Genomic DNA, 21,983 nt, shown 5'->3' on the forward strand with positions numbered 1-21,983 from the left:
GTCACAGCACTGTCGATGGGCAGTGCAGCAAAGTCACCAGGAGACGCACTTGAGCAACGACCAAGGCAGCCAGCCGCAGGCGCCAGCCGCGCTGGACGAGATTGCCCGCACCTTTGTGGAAGCACGCCGCGATGGCCGTTCGCTTCCGGATTTCCCCGGGACCATCCCGGACGATCTGGTCACCGCCTATCAGGTGCAGGACCTGGCGATCGGCCGCTGGGATGACAGCGTGGTCGGCTGGAAGGTCGGCTACATCGCCGCCGAGCGCCGCGACAGCTCTGGCGACGATCGCCTGCTCGGCCCGATTTTCAAACGTAATCTCTGGAATGCTACCGGTAGCATCGTGGAGATCCCCGTATTTGAAGCCGCTGGCGGCTTTGCCGCGGTGGAAGCCGAATACGTGCTGGAACTGCTCGCCGATGCCCCGGCCGACAAGCTCGACTGGACCCCGGAAGAAGCCGAAGCGCTGCCGGCCAAGCTCTATATCGGCGTGGAAGTGGCCAGCAGCCCGTTGAAGACCATCAATGTGCTGGGTCCGCGTGTGGTGGTGTCTGACTTCGGCAACAACAACGGCCTGGTGCTGGGCGGCGAGGTGCCGAACTGGATCCGCTGCGACGAACCGGAGCTGCGTGCGCAGACCGAGATCGACGGCGTCGTGGTCGGCACCGGTGGCGCCACCACCCTGCCCGGCGGCCTGCGCGCGGCCTATGCCTTCGCACTGTCGCGTTCGGCCAAGCGTGGCCGGCCGCTGAAGAAGGGCGAACTGATCGCTACCGGCAATGCCACCGGCATCCACGACATCGCCGTGGGCCAACAGGCATTGATTCGCTTCGCCGGTTACGGCGACATTTCCTGCAAGGCCGTGCCAGCCGGGTAATCCCGGCCGCCACGGTAGCAACGCGTTGGAGGGCGCTATGGTTACTCGAAGAGGCTTTCTCAAAACCGGCATGGGGGCATTGGCCATGCCGGTACTCGCCGCCTGCTCTGGCGGCAGCAAAGGTGCGGCCGGCGGTAGCCAGCTGCTGACCGCCACCGATGTGCACGTGGCGGACTATCCGACCGTCACCGCGGTGAAGTGGATCGGCGAACAGCTGCTGCGCGAAACCGGCGGCCGCCTGGGTTTGAACCAGTTCCATTCCGGCCAGCTCGGCCGTGAGTCCGAGGCGATCGACATGGCCCGCTTCGGTGCCATCGATATCACCCGCGTCTATTCCGGCGCGCTCAACAATGCGTTCCCGCTGACCCGCGCGCTGTGCCTGCCGTATGTCTTCGACTCGGTCGAACATATGCGCCGCGCGCTCGATGGTGGCATCGCCGATGCGGTGCTTCAGGGCTTTGAAAGCCGCGAACTGGTCGGCCTGGCGGTCTACGACTCCGGTGCGCGCAGTTTCTACAACACCAAGCACCCGATCATCATCCCCAAGGACCTGCACGGCTTGAAGCTGCGCGTGGCCAGCTCGGACATCTTCCTGCAGCTGATGCGTCTGTTCGGTGCCAACCCGACGCCGATGTCGCTGGGCGACACGTTCTCCGGCATGGAGACGCACATGATCGACGGCGCCGAGAACAACATGCGCAGCTTCCATTCCAGCCGTCATTTCGAGGCTGCGCATTACTGGTCGGAAAGCCAGCACTCGTACGCACCGGACATCCTGCTGATGTCGCGCCGCAGCCTGGATGCGCTGACCCCGTCCGATCGTCGCCTGGTGATCGACCTGGCGCGGCAATCGGTGCAGGTGATGCGCACTGCCTGGGATGCGTCCGAAGACAAGGCCCGCGAGGCGGTATTGGCATCCGGTGTGAAGTCCAACGCGGTCGACATGCCGGCGTTCCGCGCCGCCGCCGAGCCGCTGTTGCGTGACTACCTGCAGCAGGCGGACATCGCCGCGTTGCACCGTCGCATCCGCGACTTCGCCTGAGGGGGCCGTACCGATGTCTGATTCCAACGTACAAGCGGCCCCGGCAGGACTCCAGCGCGTGCTGGAGAAACTCGCCGACGTGGTCATCTACATCGCCGTCGCCGCCCTGCTCGGGTTGGTGGTGGTGCAGGGCTGGCAGGTCTTCGCCCGCTACGTCATCAATGATTCGCCGAGCTGGACCGAGCCGGTCACGCTGTTGCTGTTGAGCACGACGATGAGCATGGGCGCAGCGGCCGGTGTGTATACCAACCGCCATTTCGGCTTCTTCCTGCTGGCCGAGCACATGCACCCGCTGGTCAAGCGCGTCATCGATGCGCTGGTGCCGCTGATCGTCGGCACCATCGGTGGTTTCCTGGCCTGGTGGGGCTGGGTGTTGTGGCTGGACGGCCTGCACATCAAGGCCGCCGGCGCCAACCTGCCGCAGAGCGTGAACTACCTGCCGCTGAGCATCGGTGGTGCGCTGATGGCGCTGTTCGCACTCAATCGCCTGCTGTTGTCGCTGCGCGTTGGCGCCGGCACCGCTGCCAACGCTGCCGAAGGGGACCGCTGAGTCATGGGTATCGCAATTCTTTTCGCCGTATTCGGCGTGCTGTTGTTGATCGGCGTACCGGTGGCCTATGCGCTTGCCGCTGCCGCGCTGGCGACCTTGTTGTACCTGGACATCCCAAGCATCGTGCTGGTGCAGCAGATCTCGGCCGGTACCGGCTCGGCCTCGCTGATCGCCATTCCGCTTTTCATCTTCGCCGGTGAAATCATGATGCGCGGCGGCATTTCCGAGCGCCTGATTTCGCTGGCCTCATCGCTGGTTGGGCGCATGCGTGGTGGCCTCGGCCAAGTCTCGATCCTGTCCTCGCTGTTCTTCGGCGGCGTATCCGGCTCGGCCATCGCCGACGTGTCGGCGGTTGGCGGCACGATGATTCCGCAGATGGTCAAGCGTGGTTATGACCGTGACTTCGCGGTCAACGTCAGCATCACCGCCGCACTGGTGGCGCTGCTGGTGCCCCCGTCGCATAACCTGATCCTGTTCTCGGCCGCGGCCGGTGGTGGCCTGTCCATCGCCGATCTGTTCGCCGCAGGCATCGTGCCGGCGCTGTTGATGACGGTGGTGCTGATGGTCACCGGCTACGTGGTTGCACGGCGCCGCGGTTATGGCGTGGAAGCCTTCCCAGGCTGGCGCGCGGTGCTGCTGCGACTGGTTGCCGCCCTGCCCGGCCTCGGCCTGGTCGGCCTGATCTTCTTCGGTATCCGCGCCGGCATTTTCACTGCGGTGGAATCGGCGGCAATCGCCGTGGTCTACGCCTTGCTGGTGACCACCGTGCTGTACCGCCAGCTGCGCATCAAGGAGTTCTTCGAGACCGTCATCCATGCGGCGCGCAGCACCGGCGTGATCCTGTTCGTGATCGCCACCGCTGCGGTGTTCGGTTGGCTGCTGGCCTACCTGCAGGTGCCAGCGGCGGCGGTGGAGTTCCTGCAGTCGTTCGCCCACAGCAAGTACATGGTGCTGTTGATGATCGTGGTGATGCTGCTGTTGCTGGGCACCTTCATGGACCTGGCGCCGATGATCCTGATCTGCACGCCGATCTTCCTGCCGGTGGCCAAGGCCTATGGCATCGATCCGATCCACTTCGGCCTGGTGCTGGTGCTGACCGGTGGCCTCGGCCTGGTCACACCGCCGGTTGGCTCGGTGCTGTTCATCGGCACCGCCATCGGCAAGATCAGCGTCGGCGAAAGCATGAAGACCATCTGGCCGTTCTGGATGGCTGGGCTGGTGGTGCTGTTGATTGTGACCTTCTTCCCCGAACTGTCGCTGTGGCTGCCGGCTTTGCTGCGTAGCTGATGCATGCACGCTGCGGACAGGTTCGTGCCTGTCCGCAGCCGTGATTTGTCGCTGGCGCGCTCGCCGCGCCAACAATCTGGAGATGACGATGAACGTGACCCGTACCCTGGCCGCGCTGGCCACCGCATGCCTGCTGGCCGCAGCACCGGCCTGGGCTGCCGATACACCGACCAGTCCCAAGCGCGGCATCGAACACCAGCGCATGGCCGATCTGGGCAATGGCAGTTTCCTCAACCCGGTGCTGGCCGGCGATCACCCGGATCCATCGGTGCTCAAGGACGGTGACGACTACTACCTCACCCTGTCCTCCTTCGACGCCTATCCCGGCCTGCCGATCTGGCATTCGCGCGACCTGGTCAACTGGCAGCCGCTGGGCCATGCCATCACCACCAACGTCGGCGCGATCTGGGCGCCGGACATCATCAAGCACGAGGGCCGCTACTTCATCTACTTCCCGGCGCGCACCGGTGATTCGCGCAGCAACTTCGTGGTCTGGGCCGACGACATCAAGGGGCCGTGGAGCGAGCCGATCGACATCGGCCTGTCCGGCTATATCGATCCCGGCCACGCCGTGGGCGAGGACGGCAAGCGCTACCTGTTCCTGTCCGGTGGCGATTATGTGCAGATCAGCGATGACGGCCTGAGCGTGGTCGGCAAGCCCAAGCATGTCTATGACGGCTGGCGTTACCCGGAAAGCTGGGACGTGGAGTCCTATGCCCAGGAAGGCCCGAAGATCAGCCAGCGCAATGGCTGGTATTACATGACCACCGCGGTCGGCGGCACCGCCGGTCCGCCGACCGGGCACATGGTCATCACCGCACGCTCGCGCTCGATCCACGGGCCGTGGGAAAACGCACCCAACAACCCCATCACCCGCACCGTCGATCGCGCCGAGCCGTGGTGGTCGCGTGGCCATGCCACCCTGATCGAAGGCACCGATGGCCGCGGCTGGATGATGTACCACGGCTACGAGAACGGTTACTGGACGCTGGGCCGGCAGATGCTGCTGGAACCAATCGAGTGGACCGACGACGGTTGGTTCGTGGCCAAGGGCGGCGATCTTGGCGCGCCGCTGGCCAAACCGTCCGGTGAAGCGGTACCGCATGGCATGGCGCTGTCCGATGACTTCAAGGGCGGCAAGCTCGGCCCGCAGTGGTCGTTCTTCAACCCGACCCGCGAGGAGTACCAGCGCCTGTCCTTCGACAAGGACGGCATGAGCCTGCAGGGCAAGGGCAGCACCCCGCGTGACAGCTCACCGCTGACCGCGATTGCCGGCGACGTCGCCTATCAGTTTGAAGTGGAGATGGACATCGAGCCGGGTGCCTTTGGTGGCGCCCTGCTGTACTACAGCGACCGCCTGTACGCCGGCGTGGGCAGCAATGGCGAGCAGTTCATCCTGCACCGTTACGGCGAGGAGCGCCCCACCCGGCCCCAGCCCAGCGCCACCGGCGGCAAACTGTGGCTGCGGGTGACCAACAACCGCCACATCCTCACCATCCACAGCTCCAAGGACGGCCGGACCTGGCAGAAGTATCCTGTTCAGATGGAAGTCTCCGGCTACCATCACAATGTGGCGGGGAAATTCCTTGCGCTGAAGCCGGCCATCTACGCCGCCGGCAATGGCAAGGTCCACTTCCGCCAGTTCCGCTACCGCGCACTGGATTGAGCGCGGCCCGATAGAATGAATGTATTGAACGGTTTCAAGGACATCGCCTTGCGCAAGAAAGCCGACGCCGCCGCCACGCCCCAGTCACTGGGGCGGCCCGCCACCATCAACGACATCGCGCGGCTGTCGGGTGTTTCCAAGAAGACGGTCTCGCGGATCATCAACAACTCGCCGCTGGTGCGCAAAGACACCCGCGACAAGGTGGAAGCACTGATGCGCGAGGTCGGCTACACGCCCGACCCGCTGGCCCGCGGGCTGGCGTTCCGGCGCTCGTTCCTTATCGGCATGGTCTACGACAACCCCACCGCACAATACGTGGTGGACATGCAGAACGGTGCATTGGATGCGCTGCGCGGTTCCAGCTTCGAGCTGGTGGTGCACCCCTGCGACACCCGCAGCCCCGGCTACATCGAGGGCGTGAAGCGCTTCGTGCAGCAGCAGAAGCTGCACGGCGTGATCCTGGTGCCGCGCGCGTCCGAAGACCAGGCGCTGGCCGACATGCTGGACGAGATCGGCTGCCGCTTCACCCGCATCGCCTCGCTGCCGCTGGATGAAACCTCGCAGATGGTGATCACCCACGACCGTGACGGCGCCGCCGAAGCGGCCGATTACCTGCTGTCGCTGGGCCACCGCGACATCGCCCTGATCACCGGCCCCACCGCCTACCGCTCCGCGCATGAACGCACCGCGGGCTTCCTTGAGGCCCTGGAGCGGCGTGGCATCGAGCTGCCGCCGGCGCGCATCATCGAGGCCGGTTACACCTTCGAATCCGGTGTGGCCGCGGCCGAGAAGCTGCTGCTGGGCAAGCAACGGCCGACCGCCATCTTCACTGGTAACGATGAAATGGCCGCCGGCGTCTACAAGGTCGCCATGCGTGCCGGCATCAGCATTCCACGCGAATTGTCGATCGTCGGTTACGACGACAGCCCGCTGGCCTCACGCCTGTGGCCATCGTTGACCTCGGTACGCCGCAACACCCGTGACACCGGGAGAACAGCGGCGGCCATGCTGATCCAGCCCGAGGGCAAGACCGCGATGCCCCTGGCCAGTGTTCGCCCCCATCTGATCGTGCGCGATTCCTGCCAGCCGCCGCAGGACTGATTGAACCCAAGTTTTTGTTTTTCAAGGGAAACCGCTTATCTTGCAGTGCAAAATGACACCGGTTTCCATAATTGGCTAGAATCGCCTGGCAGGCCCGCGGATTGCAGTTGCGGGCCACTGGACAGATGCGCTGACCGGACCCGCTCCGGTGCCATCGCCCCGCTCCGGCACCCACCGCCGGCAGCACCATCGAACTACCGCTCTGGGAGAGGAACAGCATGACGAATCCATTCAGTCTCGAAGGCAAGGTCGCCCTGGTAACCGGTGCCAATACCGGTCTGGGCCAGGGCATCGCGCTGGCGCTGGCCGCCGCCGGTGCCGACATTGCCGGCGCCGGCATCGTCCCGGCCGACGAGACCGCCGAGAAGGTGCGCGCGCTGGGCCGCCGCTTCCTCAACATCGAAGCCAACCTGATCAGCATCGAGCCGGTTGAGCGCGTGGTTGCCGAGACCGTTGCCGGCCTGGGCCGCCTGGATATCCTGGTCAACAACGCCGGCCTGATCCGTCGCGCTGATGCCGTGGATTTCAGCGAGAAGGATTGGGACGACGTGATGAACGTCAACATCAAGTCCGCGTTCTTCATGAGCCAGGCCGCCGGCAAGCATTTCATCGCCCAGGGCAGCGGCAAGATCATCAACATCGCCTCGATGCTGTCCTTCCAGGGCGGCGTGCGGGTGCCGTCGTATACCGCTTCCAAGAGCGGCATCGCCGGCATCACCCGCCTGCTGGCCAATGAGTGGGCAGGCAAGGGCGTGACCATCAACGCCATCGCCCCGGGCTACATGGCCACCGACAACACCGCACAGCTGCGCGCGGACGAAGACCGCAACAAGGCGATCCTGGACCGCATCCCGGCCGGCCGCTGGGGCAAGCCGGAAGACCTGGGCGGCACGGCAGTGTTCCTGGCTTCGAGCGCGTCGGATTACGTCAACGGCGCGATCATTCCGGTGGATGGTGGCTGGTTGGCGCGCTGAGGATTGAAGGTGGTGGGGCGAAGTTGAAAGCCTGGTAAGCAGCGTAAAGCTGAAGAGCCAGAAGCGCCCTCACCCCTACCCCTCTCCCGCGTGCGGGAGAGGGGAAAGCAACAGCTGAAAGCAAAGCAGCAGCCGGAGCACAAGCCAAGGCAAGAGCCGGAGCAACGGCAGAGGCCAAAGCAGAAGCAGAGGCAGAAGCAGAGGCAGAGGCAGAAGCAGAAGCAGAGGCAGAAGCAGAGGCAGAGGCAGAGGCAGAAGCAGAAGCTTTGGCGGAGGCAGAAGCAACAGCTGAAAAGTCAGGCGCGACAGCGATAGCGAGCGCAGGCAGCCAAGCTGCAGTCGCGAGCAGCACAGATTTCCCTTCTCCCGCATGCGGGAGAAGGTGCCCCGAAGGGGCGGATGAGGGGAGCTTTTGCTTCTGCTTCCACCTCATCAACAACAACGTTTCCCCCTAATCGAGAGTCACGCAATGAAAATCGCATTGATGCAGGAGTTCAGCCAGGCCGCCAAGAACCCGGTGGTGCTGGAACAGCTCAACACCGTCGCCGCCGCACAGGGCCACGACGTGTTCAACGTTGGCATGGACGGTGACAACGATCACCGGCTGACCTACATCCACCTCGGCATCTGCGCCGCGCTGCTGCTCAACGCAAAGGCCGTGGATTTCGTGGTTGCCGGCTGCGGTACCGGGCAGGGCGCGATGATGTCGCTCAATGCATGGCCGGGCGTGTTCTGCGGCTACTGCATCGAACCGACCGATGCCTTCCTGTTTGCCCAGGTCAACAGCGGCAACGCGTTGGCACTGCCGTTCGCCAAGGGCTTCGGCTGGGGCGCGGAAATCAACATCCGCTACATCTTCGAGAAGGCATTTGCCGGTGAGCGCGGCCAGGGTTACCCGGCTGAGCGCAAGGAATCGCAGATGGCCAATGCCGGCATCCTGGCGCAGGTGAAGCAGGGCGCCTCCAAGGACTTCGTCGAAGGCCTGAAGTCCATCGACCAGGAACTGGTGAAGCAGGCCGTCGGCGGCGAGCGCTTCCAGAAGGCGTTCTTCGACAACGCGCAGGACGAGAACATCGTCGCCTACGTGAAGAGCGTGCTGGGCAAGTAAGCCCACGCATGCAGTAGCGCCCTTGCGGGCAGACAAGGGCGCCTGCGGGCGCCTTTGTTGTTTGTGGAACCGGTGCTCTACAAGCGTTTCCTGTAAATGGTATCCAGCCCTTCTCCCCTTGTGGGAGAAGGTGCCCGAAGAGCCTGCCCCCGCGGAGGCGGGGGGCGGAAGAGGGGAGGCGTGCATTGCACGCATGCTTCTTGGTGCTGGAACTCATCAAGCCAGCGATCTCGATCGCGTCCCTTCTCCCCAACCCCTCTCCGCAAGGGGAGAGGGGCTTCAAGGCGAATAGCAACGCATGAAGACCTCAGCTCTTATCCTCATCCTCCTCAGCGCCTTTTCAACCAGCGCCCAAGCCAATGAGCCGACCCACCGCGTCTTCATAGCCGCAGACTCAACCGCTGCCAGCTACGGCCCCGAGCGCGCACCACAAGCCGGTTGGGGCCAGGTGCTGCAGAGCTGGCTCGACGACAGCCAATGGCAGGTGCGCAACCACGCCGTCGGCGGCCGCAGCACCCGCAGCTTCATCAACGAAGGGCGGCTGGATGCAATCGAGAAAGACCTGCAACCCGGAGACGTACTGCTGATCCAGTTCGGCCACAACGATGCCAAGCTGGAAGACGCCACACGCTACGCCGATCCCGACAGCGACTATCCACAATTCCTCTCACGCTACATCGCCGCCGCACGCGCCAAAGGCGCAACGCCCATCCTGATCACGCCGGTCGCACGCCTGCTCTATGACTTTGGCGCGCTGCTGGATACGCATGGTCGCTACACGCTGGCGATGAAGCAGGTCGCCAAAGCGCAGAACGTGCAGCTGATCGATCTCAATGCCAGTTCGATGGCATGGATACGCGCGCTGGGCGAGCAGGGCGCCAAGCCCTATTTCATGTTCGTGCCCGAGCAGAACAAGGCCGACGGTACCCACTTCAGCACAGCCGGCGCGACCGCGGTGGCCTGCCTGGTGATGCGCGGTTGGGTGGAGATCGCGCCACAACTGAAACCCACGCTCAAGCGCGATATCGACTGTGGTGCGATCACTGCGGGGCAGGGCGTGGTGGCTTCCACGCCAAGCGCTGCTGCATCTGTTGTTGCAACGCCAAAGCAGGAGGCAGGCAATACCCACGGTTCACAGGTCATCCGCGAACAGGACATCGGCCGCCAGCAACCTGGTCCGCACGGCGGTGCCGGAACCACCACCGCCTATTCGTTCTTCGCCGATGTGAGTGATCTGCCGTTCGTGATGCGCAAGCGCGTGCTGCACAAGGGCGCAGGCATCGGCCTGCACCCGCAGCACAAGGACGAGATCTACTACATCGTCAGCGGGCGTGGCCTCTACGTGTTGGATGGCAAGCAATACGAAGTCGGCCCCGGCCACGCACTGCTCACGCGCAGCGGCAGCAGCCATGCGCTGCAGCAGGTCGGTGAGGAGGATCTGGTGGTGATGCTGGCGTATCCAGCGGCGCGTTGACTGCGCAGTTCGGAGGGGGGAGGGGCTGGCGCATCACAGCGGTGTTCTGCAGCGGCTTCGTTCCAATGTTGCTGTTTCATCGGCACCTTCGTGCAGGCCAACGCTGTCGTGGCCGGACTGGCTTGACACGGCAACGGGCCGCCCCCAATGTGCCGTCCCTAGGGGCTTCCGATCCAGATAACTGCCTGTCCTGCGTCTGCAGGAGCGGGCGGCGTGCGTCCCGCGGGCGCGACGGTTCGGCTCAGGAAGAATGGAATACGCATCATCCAGGATGGAAACCGATGAAGAAGAACAGCCTTGCTGTATTCGTTCCGTTGTTGCTGCTGACTGCCGGCGCCGCCGATGCGCAGTCCATTTCCAAGGGTTGGGCTGCCTACCGCGCCCAGCAGACCGCACCCGCCACTGCAACGCCAGCGCAACCTCCAGTGACCGGTGAGGCCGCGTCGCAGGTGACTTCCGATTCGCCCATCACACCGACACCAGTAGCGGTACCCGCAGCGGCTCCCGCGCCGCAATGGGGCAGCACACAGTCCAGGAACGAGCAGCCGCAACAGGGCTTCTTCGTCGGCGTACAGGGGGGTGCTGGCCGGGTGTACGAAGACGTCGATCAGCGTGCGGTTTCGGCCAATGCAGGCTACCGCTGGCAGATTGAAGATTTCGCCCAGGTGGGTATCGAGGTTGGTGCCGGCAAGTTGCAGGAAACCCACTGGAAGGGTTACCTGGTGCCTGAGGTCAGGTTCACCAATATCGGCGCGAATGCGCGCTTCAGCTTCGGCAGGAACAGTGCCTGGTTCGGTACCGTGCGCGCTGGCTACTGGCGCGCGAAGTCGGATGATTACTGGGGCGATTTCAGCACCGACGGCCTCTATGCAGGCGTGGGCGTTGGCCTGGACGTCAGCCGCCACTTCAACCTGCAGCTGATGTACACCGGCTACCTGTACTCGGCGGAGTACAACTACGACGACGAAGAGTACGAAGTGAATGGTGCCGACACCCTCACCCTGGGTGCGGAAGTCCGCTTCTGATTGCCAGCGAGCCGGTCGATGGAGACCGGCTTGACCTCTGGTTTCATCAGTCGGCCTGGGCAGGCGCCGCCCACGGTTCACGTTCCAGGCGTTGTGCCAGGTAATCGATCAGTGCCTGTACCCGTGCCGGCCGATGCAGGCCGGGCGGGGTGATGATGCTCAAAGCCAGCGGCTCCACCTTCCAGTCGTCCATTGCTGTCTGCAAGCGGCCATCACGCAGTTGCTCCCAGACCAGGAACTCCGGCTGCAAGGCCAAGCCCAGTCCAGCCTGCAGGGCGGCATCGAATATCTCGGCATTGTTGGCCTGCAGCTGGCGCGGCACGGTCTGCGCGAACTCGCCATGGCGCGGGTGGCGGAAGCGCCAGGTGTTGCCGCTGCGCGTGTAGCTGTACTGGAAACCGCGGTGCTGGGCCAGATCACGCGGGTGGGTGGGGCGCCCGTGTGCCTCGAAGTAGGCCGGCGACCCGACCAGCAGGATGCGGACCTGGCATAGCTGGCGCGCACGCAGGCTGGAGTCGGCCAAGGTCGAAATGCGCAGCGCCATGTCGAAGCGCTCGGCCACCAGGTCCACCATCTGGTCGCTGAGCTGGATATCCAGTTCCACATCGGGATGCGCCTGCATGAACGCTGGCAGCAACGGTGCCAGCCGCGACACACCGAACGACATCGGCGCGGCCAGCCGGATCAACCCTCGCAATGCTGCCGAACGGTCGGCTACTTCTGCCTCCACCGCCTCGCCCTCGTCGAGGATGCGCGCCGCCCGCTCCAGCGCCGCTTCACCGGCCGCGGTCAGCGACATGCGCCGCGAGGTGCGGTGGAACAGGCTGGTGCCGATGCGCGTCTCCAGCCGGGTGATGGCCTTGGAGACGGTGGCCTGCGACAGCTGCAGCTCTTCGGCGGCGCGGGCGAAGGAGCCGGCTTCGGCAACCTTGGCGAAGATGGCCCAGGCTTCCAGGTCAGGCAGGCGGTTCATGGCGGGAGCTCGCAGGGCAGGGTGGGATAATCATGTCATAAATGGAAAGAATGCTTTTCCATACTTTCTATTCTCGGCATCGAGGTGCAGGCCTAGACTTTCCCACATCGAAACCCCACCGCCTTCAGGAGAACGCCATGATTGAACGTCGCCCATTTGCCAGCCTTGGTGGAGCCAATCACGGCTGGCTCGATGCCAAGCACCACTTTTCCTTCGCCGAGTACCAGGACAGCAAGCGCATGAACTGGGGCACGATGCGGGTCTGGAATGACGACACCATCCAGCCCGGCACCGGCTTCCCGCCGCACCCGCATGCCGAGATGGAAATCATCACCTACGTCCGCGAAGGTGCCATCAGCCACAAGGACGACCAGGGTAACCAGGGCCGTACCGAAGCCGGCGACGTGCAGGTGATGAGTGCCGGCACCGGCATCCGCCATGCCGAATACAACCTGGAAGCAGGCGTCACCAGGATCTTCCAGATCTGGATCTTCCCGGACCAGCGCGGTGGCAAGCCGTCCTGGGGCAGCAAGCCCTTCCCCAAGGGCGAGCGCTCGGGCCGCTTCATCACCCTGGCCAGCGGCATGGAAGGTGACGACGATGCACTGCCGATCCGCGCCAACGCCCGCGTGCTGGGCGCCACGCTGAAGGCCGGCGAGAGCACCGAGTACCACTTCACCGACGCCAACCGTTACGGCTACCTGGTGCCGAACACCGGCAAGGTCGAGGTCAGCGGCGTGCTGCTGGAAGCCCGCGATGGTGCTGCCATCACTGGCGAGACCAGCATCCGCATCACCGCTTTGGAAGACTCCGAGCTGGTGTTGGTGGATACCCCCGCCCTGCAGTAAGCAAAACCGGGGTCAGATTCGGGTTTTCCGCTCACACTTTTGCAAACAACAAAGGCGCGGATATCCGCGCCTTTGTTGCTTTGTTCGCACTCGATCACTTGTACCGATCGCCTGCTGCAGGTTGTTCGCTCACGCCTTCTTGCGGCTGGCCTTGCGCTTGCTGGCGGCGCGGGTCGGTTCCACCACGGTGTTGGTGCCGCTTACCGGCTCCATCCATGTCAGCACGTCCACGTAGGCGATGAAGTGCTGCAGGTAATCCGGCGACAGCTCCTGCATCAGCGCCATCGCGCGATAGGTGAGCACGCTGGAATGCAGCGGGCCGGCGTCTTCGGGCAGTGAATCCAGGCACTGGCGGAGCAGGCTGTCGATGCGGATGCGGCTCCACAACTGCTGGAATTCATCCAGCGCGGGCATCAGCGCTGTGTCGTTGCCATCACCGCTGTCGTGGTCGGCGACGACGGCATTGTCGGTACGCAACGGCAACTGGTATTGCAGTGGATCTGCCTCCAGCTGCTGCAGCAGTGATTGCAACGGGCTTCCAACGCTGGCGTTCGCCGCAGGCTTGGCAACTTCAACAGCCACAAGCTGTGCATACGCGTCAGTCAGCTGCGACAGGCGCGCATCCAGCTGCGCGCGCGCGCTGCCCGCATAGCGCTGTGCACGCTGCGCCAGCGCCGCGATCAGCTCGAAACGTGGCGGATCGCAGCGATCAGCGCCGCTGTCGCGCCAGGCCTGCAGCTGTGCCAGTGCTGTCGAATCAGCGTGCATCATTGCGCGGCATCGGCCTTGCCGTCCTGCTTGGGGCGCGGGATCGGTGCGATCTCGACGCGGCGGTTTTTTGCGCGGCCAGCTTCGTCATCGTTGCTGCTGACCGGCTGCTCAGCGCCGAAGGCGGCGGCGAACACCGATTGCGAGGGCACGCCATCGGCGATCATGGTGCGGGTGACGGTGAGCGCGCGCGCGGCGGACAGCTCCAGGTTGTCGGCAAAGCGGCCGTTGGCCACGCGCACCGGCTGGTTGTCGGTGAAGCCGCTGACCATCAGGATCTCCTCGCGTGCGCCCAGATAGTCGCGCAACGGCGCTGCGATGCTCTGCAGCAGTTCGCGGCCCTCCGGCTGCAGCTGGTCGGAGTTGAGCGCGAACAACACGCTGCCGCTGATGCCGATGCGACCATTGATGACGGTGACGCGGCCAGCCGCCAATGGCGCGGCCAGGGCCTGCTCCAGCGTCTTCAGTTTGGCGGTCTGTTCCTGGCGCTGCTTGACCTCTTCATCCAGGCGGTTGTGCAGCAACAGCTGGATGCCGATCACGCTGGCCAGGATAAGCACGAACGCGCCGAGCAGCACCGACATCAGGTCGCCGAACGCGGCCCAGGTGGTAGCGCTGGATTCGGCGTCGAACTCGATTTCGTCGCTCATCGCGTTCAGGCTCCGGCGTTGTCGCGTGCTTCGGCCAGCTGCTGCAGCTCACCGATGATCTGCTTCTGCGAGAGCATGCTCAGGTCCACCACTTCGCGTGCCTGCGCGACGTAGTAGGCCAGCTGCTCATCACTGCGGGTCAGCGACTTGTCCAATGCGTTTTCGATCAGTTGCAGGCGCTCGTTCAAGGCGGCGGTGGACTGGCCGAACAACTGCACCGCGCTGCCGAAGGCATCGCCCAGGCTGGCCATCTCCACCGCGCTGGCGGTGACGTTGGCGGCGGCGTGGTCGAGCTTGCTGGTCTCGCTTTCAAGCTGGGTGCTGAAGCGGCTGCCGACGCGTTCAAGGAGCTCGGCCGAGGTGCTGACCAAGGCGTCGACCGCGCTGCGTTGTTCCGTCGATGCGTGGGTGACCGCACCGAGCAGGGTTTCCAGGGTCGACAACAGGTGGCCGCGTTCTTCCAGCATGGCGGTGTCGCGGACCATGCTGTCGGACAGCTTCTGGCGCAGCTCGGCCACCACTTCGGCGGCGGCGCGCGGTGCCTCGGAGGCTGTCTGTACCAGGCGCGAGATCTCGGCGATGGTGTCGCGGGCCTGCGCCTGCTGCTGTTCGCTCATGGCCCGCGTGGTCTGCGCCAGGCTGTCGCAGATCTGCTGCTGGCGCTGTGCGACGGCTTCGCCGTTGCGCTGCCAGCTGCTGTCCAACGTGCCGACCATTGCCGACAGCGACTGCGACCATTGGTCCAGTCGCTGTTCATCGCGCTCGGCGAAAGCATTCTGCAGTTGTTCGTGCGATTGCTGCAGCGAAGACAGCAGCGACTGCGCGTGCTGTTCAAACGAAGACGAAGCCGCGAGCAAGGCCTGCTCATTGCGCTGCGCCAGTTCGTCATGCGCGCTGTGCTGCTGTGCCAGTGCATCACGCCAGGCATCGGCGGTGCGGCTGGCATTGTCTTCCATGCGCGTGGCAACGCCGTCGATCAAACTGTTGGAGCGCTGTTCGAAGGTGCTGGTGAATTGCGTCAAGGCCTGCTGCAGCTGTTCGTTGAGCGTGTTGTTGCTGTGTTGCTGTTGCTCAAGTGCCGTAGTCCAGCTGCTGCCCGCGGTCGCAGCGGCGCTCTGCACGGCGGCATTGATGCCTTCGAGTTGTTTGTGCACGGCGCTGTCGATGCTGGCGTGCAGGGCATTGGACTTGTCAGCCAGGCCCGCCATGGTTGCATCAACGACGGGCTGCAGTGCGGCGCCCACCGCATTGGCCTGCTGACTGATACCGGCCTGCATCGATTGCTGCAGCGATGCCGCCAGCTGCGTATAGGCCGCTTCGGTGCGCTGGTGGAACTCCTGCTGGTTGGTCTGCAAGCGTTCGTTGTTGGCCTGGTGCTGCTGCTCCAGGCTGCCCATCATGGCCTGCAGGCGCTCGACCAGGGTCGGCATCAGCGCGTTCTGTTCCTGCAGCAGGCGGAAGGTCTCGCCGCGCTGGAAGCTTTGCGAATGCATGCGCAGCTGGCTGGCGATACCGGCATCCAGCTCCTGCACGGCCTGCGCACGTTCACGGCGCAACAGCGCCGACAACAGGCCGAGTGCGGCCGAGCTGGCAACACCTGCGATCGAGGTGCCGAAGGCAAAACCCAGACCCTTGACCGGTGCGGCCAGCGAGCTGCGGATCGCGTCCAGGTCGGTAGCGCTTTCCAGTGCCAGGCCGGTGCCACGCAGGGTGGCCATCATGCCGAGCAGGGTGCCGAGCATGCCCAGCAATACCAGCAGTCCGACCAGGTACGGGGTCAGTGAAGGTGCGGGCAGGCCGACGCGTTCGCCCTGTACGCGCAGGCGTACCGGGCCGCGCAGGCCCGGCTGCAGGCGGGCGAGCCAGCCGTCGAGGTTGTCTGCGGCTTCACCGATGGATGGCAAGGCCTGCTGCAAGGTGCCGGTGGCCTGGCGGTAGCGGAACAGTTCCACCGCGCCGGCCAGATAGCAGGCGGCGATGATGGCGGCGACCACCGCCGCCAGCGGATGGGTACCGGCATAACCGATGCCGATCCAGCACACGGCCAGCAGGCCAACAAGGAAGACAACGACTGCAACGAGGTTTCTGGACATGAGGTACGGATTACCGGGTGCGTAGCGCTGCAAGCAGGCCATCGATGGGGTGGAAGCGGACATCCAGTTCGGCCAGCAGCGCGATGCGCAGGTCTTGCCGGAACGTGGCCAGCCAGGGGCCGGTGGGTGCCGCGGTGGGATCCGATGCGGCGGCATCGGCGGGGTCGTGCGCGGCTGCAGCGAGCAGCCGTTGGTAGTGCAGGCCGAGCAGCACCGGCACATGGGAAAGCAGGCTGTGTTCGCGCGGGCTGAGGGTGGCTTCCATCACCGCGTCGACTTCAGCCAGGCGCGCCTTGGCCGGGGATTGCCGCGCCAGCATGTCACGCAGGCGGCCGCGCAGGCGGCCGCTGACGGTCTGCATGGCACGTTGCTGGTTCAGGTAGTGCTGGCGGTAGGGGGCGAAGCCGGGCGGCAGTTCGGCCTCGGCCGGCGTCGGATTGCGTGGCGGGCTCAGGTCGATGTCGGCCTGGATGGCGTCCACCAGCTTGGTTCGCGCAGCGGTGTATTCGGCATCCTGCGACGGATCGTAGGCAGCACCGGGTTCGGGCTCCGGCGGTGGGTTGTCCAGCGCCTTGGACAGGGTGATGGCACTGTTCCAGTCGAACCACTGCGCCAGCCGCTCCGGCACCGCAGGCGCCGCAGGGGATGCTCCCTCGTCATTGAAGCGGGCCAGCAGGCGAATGAACGCCGGGCCCAGAACGGGCGCCCGTTCGGATGCTTTCGCCATGGTCCTGACTAAAAATTGGCCATTTTACATGCTGGCGCAAAGCGCGCCTTGGGCCGGGTATTCAGGCCTCGGCGAGCGGCACCAACGCGGCTGGCAGAACAGCCAGTGCCAGCAATGTTGTTGCGAATGGTTATTATTTACTATAATCGGCGCATCAGCCGCTGCCTGGGCAGTCAGCCAATACTTCTGTCTGTGCAGGTTGATCCGTGTCCCTCCCCCGTATTTCTGCCGGTCTCCGTCCGGCCTTGTTGTCCCTCGCCGTCGTTTCGGCCCTGTTCCCGCTTGCTGCAATCGCCGCCGAAGCCGAAGCGGCTGCCGACGCGCAGACCCTGGATGCGGTGCGGGTCAATGCCTACCGCACCACCGGCCACACTTCCGGCGCCACTAAGACCGATACCGCCATCGCCGAAACCGCACAGTCGGTCTCGGTGATCGCGCGCGAGGAACTGGACGCACGCGGCGTGCAGAACCTCAATGAGGCGATGCGCTACGTGGCCGGTGTGTCGCTGGAAAGCAGCGGCATCGACAACCGCGTCGACGACTTCCGCATCCGCGGCTTCGACGCCGGCAGCTGGGCCAACAACGTCACCATCGATGGCATGCGTGCGCCGCAGGGCAGCCAGTGGAATCGCAGCATGGTCGACAGCTGGAACCTGGATCGGGTGGAAGTGCTCAAGGGCCCATCCGCAGTGATGTACGGGCAGGTGGCTCCGGGCGGCATGGTCAACCAGGTCAGCAAGACGCCGGTGCCTGACCAGCAGCAGGTATTGCGCCTCGGTATCGATGGCAATGGCCAGTACAGCAGTGCCTTCGACGTTGGCACCGGAACGGATGACAACCGCCATCTGCTGCGCCTGGTCGGCCTGTACCGCGACGGCCAGACCCAGATCGACCGCACCGAGCAGCAGCACTGGTTCCTGGCACCCAGCTACACCTTCCAGATTGCCGAGCGCACGCGCCTGACCCTGCTCGGTCTGTACCAGAAGGACGACGGCGGTTCGACCTACCAGTTCCTGCCGATGGAAGGCACGCTGCGCCCCACCGCGTATGGCTACATGAAGAACACCACCTTCATTGGTGAGCCCAACTGGAATACCTTCGATCGCACCATCTGGACCGCCGGTTACCTGTTCGAGCACAGCTTCAACAACAACTGGACCTTGAGCCAGAGTGCGCGCCATACCGATGTCGAATCGGTGTTCCGCACGGTGGTCACCAATGGCGGTCTCAGTGCCGATGGCCGCACCCAGAAGCGGCGCGCGACCTGGGGCGAAGGCGACTCCAAGGGCGAGACCGTCGATACGCGCTTGACCGGAAAATTCAGCACCGGCGTCGCCGAGCACACCGTGCTGTTCGGCGTGGACTGGCAGAAAGCCGACTGGACCGGCGCGCGCGGCGCGATGACCAATCCGGCCGATATCGACATCTTCAATCCGGTCTACACCAACTACGTACCGGTCACCACCAGCATCAGTTACAGCGGCGGCATCAACCGCCAGACCGGCGTTTACCTGCAGGACCAGATCGCCATCGACAAGTGGCGGCTGACCTTCGGCGGCCGCCATGACTGGACCAAGGACGACACCTGGACCCAGGCCTATACGGTGGCCACCAATACCTACCGCCCGGTGGTGCCGACCAAGGTCAAGGACAAGGCGTTCACCGGCAATGCCGGCGTGCTGTACGTGGCTGACAACGGTCTGACGCCTTACCTGAGCTATGCCGAGTCGTTCCAGCCGGCGGGCACCAATGCCAACATGAGTTACACGCAGACTCCGTTCGACCCGGTGACCGGCAAGCAGTGGGAAGCCGGCCTGAAGTACCAACCGGCCTCGTTCGATGGTCTGCTGACCTTGTCGGCCTACGACCTGCGCCAGCAGAACATCGTCACCAACGACCCGATCAAATCGCATAACACCTGCGGTGCCGCTGGCAATGCGGATTGCCAGGTGCAGGACGGCGAAGGCCGCGTGCGCGGCGCCGAGCTGGAAGGGCGCATCACCCCGCTGGAAGGCTTCAGCGTGATTGGTGCGGCCAGCTGGATGGACTCGGAAGTCACCCGCAGCAACAACGGCTATACCGGCAAGCAGCTGGCGATGGTGCCGGACTGGACGGCGGCGTTGTGGGCCGATTACACCTTCCTCGCCGGTGGCCTGGAAGGCCTGAGCGTTGCGGCCGGTGTGCGTTACAACGGCCGCAGCTACGGCGACAGCGCCAATCTCTACCTGATCCCGTCCTACACCTTGTGGGATGCAGCGATCCGCTATGACGCCGGCCAGCATGGCGCGGTCGGCACGCAGTTCGCGATCAACCTGAGCAACCTCACCGACAAGCGCTTCGTCTCCACCTGCGGCGGCGTGTCGTCCTGCTATTACGGCACCGGCCGTACCGTCACCGCCACCGCACGTTTCAGTTGGTGATCGGCGCACGGCACCTGCGCCTTCATGCAGGTGCCGCCAGCGCATGTCCAGCGAAGAGCCAGACCCTATGAAAGAACCCTATCGCATGCGCGTCCAGCACCGGCGCGCGACCACGCATGGCAGGCAGGCCGCATGAACCTGTGGCTGGGACTCGCCGGCACCTTGGCCGGCACCATTGGCGGGCTGCTGTTGTATGTCGCTTCGCCGCAGCAACAGCTGCGCGCCGCCGGGCCCTGGCCGAAGCGGCATGCATGGTGGCCGGGCACGTTGTTTGTATTGCTGTCACTGCTGGCGTTGTGGCCGCTGCTGGCACCGTTGGAGGCGATCACCAGCTGGTCGGTGTTGCTGATGTTGGTGTGGTCGCTCGCCCCGTTCCTCGGCGCATGGCGTGCACGCGTGCGTGCGGGACGGTCGGCATGAACGCGGTGAAACCGCGGCTGGAAAGCCGGCACTGGTTCGGCAAGACCTGCGCTGGCGTGGTGCTGGGTTTTGGCCTGGCCTTGGCGCTGTCGGGCCTGTTTGCCTGGCTGGGTCCGGACGGCATCAATGCCGGTGGCGGCAAGAACCAGTTCAACATGTGGCTGATGGCACCGATCTGGGCGACGGTGCTGTCCTTCGTCTACCTGTTCCGTGACAGCCTGCGTGCCTGGCTGTGGTTGGGTGTGGCCAATGCGCTGGCCTTCGCCGCGCTGTGGCTGGTGCGTGGAGTGATGTCATGAAGGTGCTTGCATGAAGATCCGTAGCGACATCATCAAGGTCTACAAGGATGTGCATATCTGGATCGGCATCGTCAGCGGGCTGATGCTGTTCATCGCCTTCTATGCCGGTTCGGTCACCATGTTCGAGAAGCCGCTGGAGCGCTGGGCGACGCCGCCTTCAACGCTGTCGGCGGCACCGTCGTTGCAACAGGCCGACGCGCTGGTGGCCGCGGTGCTTGCCGAACACCCGAAGGCGGCATCACGCTATTTCGTCTCGGTGCGGCCGCACGCCGATCAACCGGCGCGGGTGTACTGGCAGGAGCGCGCGCCCGGCCAGGGCCGTCGCCAGTTCACCGAGTATGGCGCCAGCTTCGCCGCCGACGGCAGCCTGCAGGTGGCGCAGACGCGCAAGGCACCGGTGGCGCAGTTGGTGGATACGCTGCACCAGCTGGTCGGCCTGCCATTCCCGGACAAGATCGCACGGCCGATCATGGGCGCAGTGGCGATGGCGTATGCGGTTGCCCTGGTATCGGGCCTGATCGTGCTGCTGATCACCTTGAGCAAGGATGTGTTCGCGCTGCGCATCGGCAAGAACATCAAGCGCATGTGGCTGGATGCACACAACGCCTTGGGGTTGTTCAGCCTGCCGTTCCACATCGTCATCGCGCTGACCAGCGTGGTGTTCGCTTTCCACGACCAGTTCTACGATGCGCAGGGAGCGGTGGTGTATCCGCAAGGCATCGAGTGGAACGAGGAGCACGCCGAAGCGGCCGGAGGGGCAGCAGTGTTGCCGGCAGCTGAGTTGCTGCGCCGGGTAGAGCAGCAGTTGCCCGGCTTCGAGGTGCAGAGCTTCGGCTTCCAGAACAAGGACGGCCATGTTGAAGCAACGGTGACCGGACTGGATGTCCGCCATGGCACGCGTGCGCGGGTATATGCCAGCACCCATCTGGATCCGTATAGCGGTGAGGTGGATGCGCATGACCTGCCTGGCCACATGGATGGCTGGAACGGCGCGGTCAATGCGTTCTTTGCGCTACATTTCGGCAGCTTCGGTGGCAACCCGGTGCGTTGGTTGTACCTGCTGATGGGCCTGGCCGGCGCTGCCCTGTTCTACACCGGCAACCTGCTGTGGGTGGAATCGCGGCGACGCAAGCGCAAGGGCGCGGAGACGCCGGTGCAGAAGCGTTCGGCCTGGGTATTGGCCTGCCTGACGGTTGGCGTCTCGCTGGGTTGCGTGGCCGGCATATCGGCCAGCATCGCTGCCACCAAATGGCTGCCGTCGCTGGTCACCGATCTGAAGGCCTGGCACACGGGCATCTACTACGCGGTATTCGTCGCCGCCATCGCCTGGGCATTCCTGCGCGGTGCGCCGCGTGCTGCGGTGGAGCTGCTGCGCTTGAGTGCGCTGTGCACGCTGGCGATTCCGCTGTCGAGCATTGCCGGTGCTTTGGGCGTCGCTGGCAGCTGGTACCACGCCGGCAGCTGGCCGGTCGACCTGACCGCACTGCTGTCAGTGCCGGTGATGCTGTACATCGCAAGGCGTACGCAGATGCGCCTGCAGCAAGGCCATACCGACAGCGTCTGGTCGCAAGGTAGTGCCGAGCCATGCTCGGCAGGGGCGTAACCCGCAGCCCATCAGCGCTTGTAGGAGCGGCGTAAGCCGCGAAGCTGACAATCCGTCAGCTCGCAGATACACCGGTGA

Annotated in this window: 20 protein-coding genes; 15 read left to right on the plus strand and 5 right to left on the minus strand. The window is 64.6% G+C overall.

Going from position 1 to position 21,983, the window contains the following annotated elements; translation table 11 throughout:
• Positions 1–49: 49 nt before the first annotated feature.
• From ACVOLI_RS10390 to ACVOLI_RS10435, 10 genes are all read left to right on the plus strand, one after another.
• Positions 50–877, plus strand: coding sequence for a 2-keto-4-pentenoate hydratase (locus tag ACVOLI_RS10390; protein WP_296247406.1), 828 nt, complete (start codon positions 50–52; stop codon positions 875–877).
• 37 nt (positions 878–914) lie between these two features.
• Entirely contained in the window at positions 915–1,919 is a 1,005-nt protein-coding gene (locus tag ACVOLI_RS10395) for a TRAP transporter substrate-binding protein (protein WP_481534556.1), read from the plus strand.
• A gap of 13 nt (positions 1,920–1,932) precedes the next feature.
• Positions 1,933–2,469, plus strand: coding sequence for a TRAP transporter small permease (locus ACVOLI_RS10400; RefSeq protein WP_481534557.1), 537 nt, complete (start codon positions 1,933–1,935; stop codon positions 2,467–2,469).
• Between the two features lie 3 nt (positions 2,470–2,472).
• Positions 2,473–3,756 carry a TRAP transporter large permease gene (locus ACVOLI_RS10405; protein ID WP_282271000.1) on the plus strand — a complete coding sequence of 428 codons (1,284 nt, stop codon included), beginning with the start codon at positions 2,473–2,475 and terminating at the stop codon, positions 3,754–3,756.
• An 88-nt stretch (positions 3,757–3,844) separates the two neighbouring features.
• Positions 3,845–5,422, plus strand: a complete 1,578-nt coding sequence (locus ACVOLI_RS10410; protein ID WP_481534558.1) for a family 43 glycosylhydrolase — start codon at positions 3,845–3,847, stop codon at positions 5,420–5,422.
• 15 nt (positions 5,423–5,437) lie between these two features.
• The gene (locus tag ACVOLI_RS10415) at positions 5,438–6,523 is read left to right on the plus strand and encodes a LacI family DNA-binding transcriptional regulator (protein WP_282270996.1); all 1,086 of its coding nucleotides are present in this window, start codon (positions 5,438–5,440) and stop codon (positions 6,521–6,523) included.
• Positions 6,524–6,741: 218 nt separating this feature from the next.
• Positions 6,742–7,497, plus strand: coding sequence for a 2-dehydro-3-deoxy-D-gluconate 5-dehydrogenase KduD (gene kduD, locus ACVOLI_RS10420; protein ID WP_282270993.1), 756 nt, complete (start codon positions 6,742–6,744; stop codon positions 7,495–7,497).
• Between the two features lie 469 nt (positions 7,498–7,966).
• On the plus strand, positions 7,967–8,605 hold the full coding sequence (locus ACVOLI_RS10425) for an RpiB/LacA/LacB family sugar-phosphate isomerase (protein WP_282270991.1): 639 nt from the start codon (positions 7,967–7,969) through the stop codon (positions 8,603–8,605).
• Positions 8,606–8,903: 298 nt separating this feature from the next.
• Positions 8,904–10,079, plus strand: a complete 1,176-nt coding sequence (locus ACVOLI_RS10430) for a GDSL-type esterase/lipase family protein (protein ID WP_481534559.1) — start codon at positions 8,904–8,906, stop codon at positions 10,077–10,079.
• A gap of 281 nt (positions 10,080–10,360) precedes the next feature.
• Positions 10,361–11,104, plus strand: coding sequence for an outer membrane beta-barrel protein (locus tag ACVOLI_RS10435; RefSeq protein ID WP_481534560.1), 744 nt, complete (start codon positions 10,361–10,363; stop codon positions 11,102–11,104).
• Between the two features lie 46 nt (positions 11,105–11,150).
• Here ACVOLI_RS10435 and ACVOLI_RS10440 read toward each other — a convergent pair whose 3' ends face one another.
• A complete protein-coding gene (locus ACVOLI_RS10440) occupies positions 11,151–12,077 on the minus strand; it encodes a LysR family transcriptional regulator (RefSeq protein WP_481534561.1) in 927 nt (308 codons plus the stop codon).
• Between the two features lie 137 nt (positions 12,078–12,214).
• Between ACVOLI_RS10440 and ACVOLI_RS10445 the strand changes: the two genes are divergently transcribed.
• Positions 12,215–12,925 carry a pirin family protein gene (locus tag ACVOLI_RS10445; RefSeq protein ID WP_296250398.1) on the plus strand — a complete coding sequence of 237 codons (711 nt, stop codon included), beginning with the start codon at positions 12,215–12,217 and terminating at the stop codon, positions 12,923–12,925.
• Between the two features lie 129 nt (positions 12,926–13,054).
• On the opposite strand, the gene ACVOLI_RS10450 is transcribed toward ACVOLI_RS10445, so the two are convergent.
• The 4 genes from ACVOLI_RS10450 to ACVOLI_RS10465 are packed head-to-tail and all read right to left on the minus strand — an operon-like array spanning position 13,055 to position 17,163.
• On the minus strand, positions 13,055–13,696 hold the full coding sequence (locus ACVOLI_RS10450) for a DUF2894 domain-containing protein (RefSeq protein ID WP_481534562.1): 642 nt from the start codon (positions 13,694–13,696) through the stop codon (positions 13,055–13,057).
• A complete protein-coding gene (locus tag ACVOLI_RS10455) occupies positions 13,693–14,343 on the minus strand; it encodes an OmpA family protein (RefSeq protein ID WP_481534563.1) in 651 nt (216 codons plus the stop codon). The genes ACVOLI_RS10450 and ACVOLI_RS10455 overlap by 4 nt, the downstream gene beginning before the upstream one ends.
• 5 nt (positions 14,344–14,348) lie before the next feature.
• The gene (locus tag ACVOLI_RS10460) at positions 14,349–16,436 is read right to left on the minus strand and encodes a DUF802 domain-containing protein (RefSeq protein ID WP_481534564.1); all 2,088 of its coding nucleotides are present in this window, start codon (positions 16,434–16,436) and stop codon (positions 14,349–14,351) included.
• A 10-nt stretch (positions 16,437–16,446) separates the two neighbouring features.
• On the minus strand, positions 16,447–17,163 hold the full coding sequence (locus ACVOLI_RS10465; protein WP_481534565.1) for a DUF3348 domain-containing protein: 717 nt from the start codon (positions 17,161–17,163) through the stop codon (positions 16,447–16,449).
• Between the two features lie 206 nt (positions 17,164–17,369).
• On the opposite strand from ACVOLI_RS10465, the gene ACVOLI_RS10470 reads away from it, so the two are divergent.
• The 4 genes from ACVOLI_RS10470 (at position 17,370) to ACVOLI_RS10485 (ending at position 21,905) form a co-directional block, all read left to right on the plus strand.
• Positions 17,370–19,583: a TonB-dependent siderophore receptor gene (locus ACVOLI_RS10470; protein ID WP_481534566.1), complete on the plus strand. Its 2,214-nt coding sequence runs from the start codon at positions 17,370–17,372 to the stop codon at positions 19,581–19,583.
• A gap of 132 nt (positions 19,584–19,715) precedes the next feature.
• Positions 19,716–20,003, plus strand: a complete 288-nt coding sequence (locus tag ACVOLI_RS10475) for a hypothetical protein (protein WP_481534567.1) — start codon at positions 19,716–19,718, stop codon at positions 20,001–20,003.
• Positions 20,000–20,302: a hypothetical protein gene (locus tag ACVOLI_RS10480; RefSeq protein ID WP_481534568.1), complete on the plus strand. Its 303-nt coding sequence runs from the start codon at positions 20,000–20,002 to the stop codon at positions 20,300–20,302. Before ACVOLI_RS10475 ends, ACVOLI_RS10480 begins: the two co-directional genes overlap by 4 nt.
• A gap of 10 nt (positions 20,303–20,312) precedes the next feature.
• Positions 20,313–21,905 (plus strand): PepSY-associated TM helix domain-containing protein, encoded by a 1,593-nt coding sequence (locus ACVOLI_RS10485; protein ID WP_481534569.1) that lies wholly within the window; start codon positions 20,313–20,315, stop codon positions 21,903–21,905.
• Positions 21,906–21,983 lie beyond the last annotated feature (78 nt).

The sequence above is a fragment of the Stenotrophomonas sp. STEN029 genome (assembly GCF_056760015.1).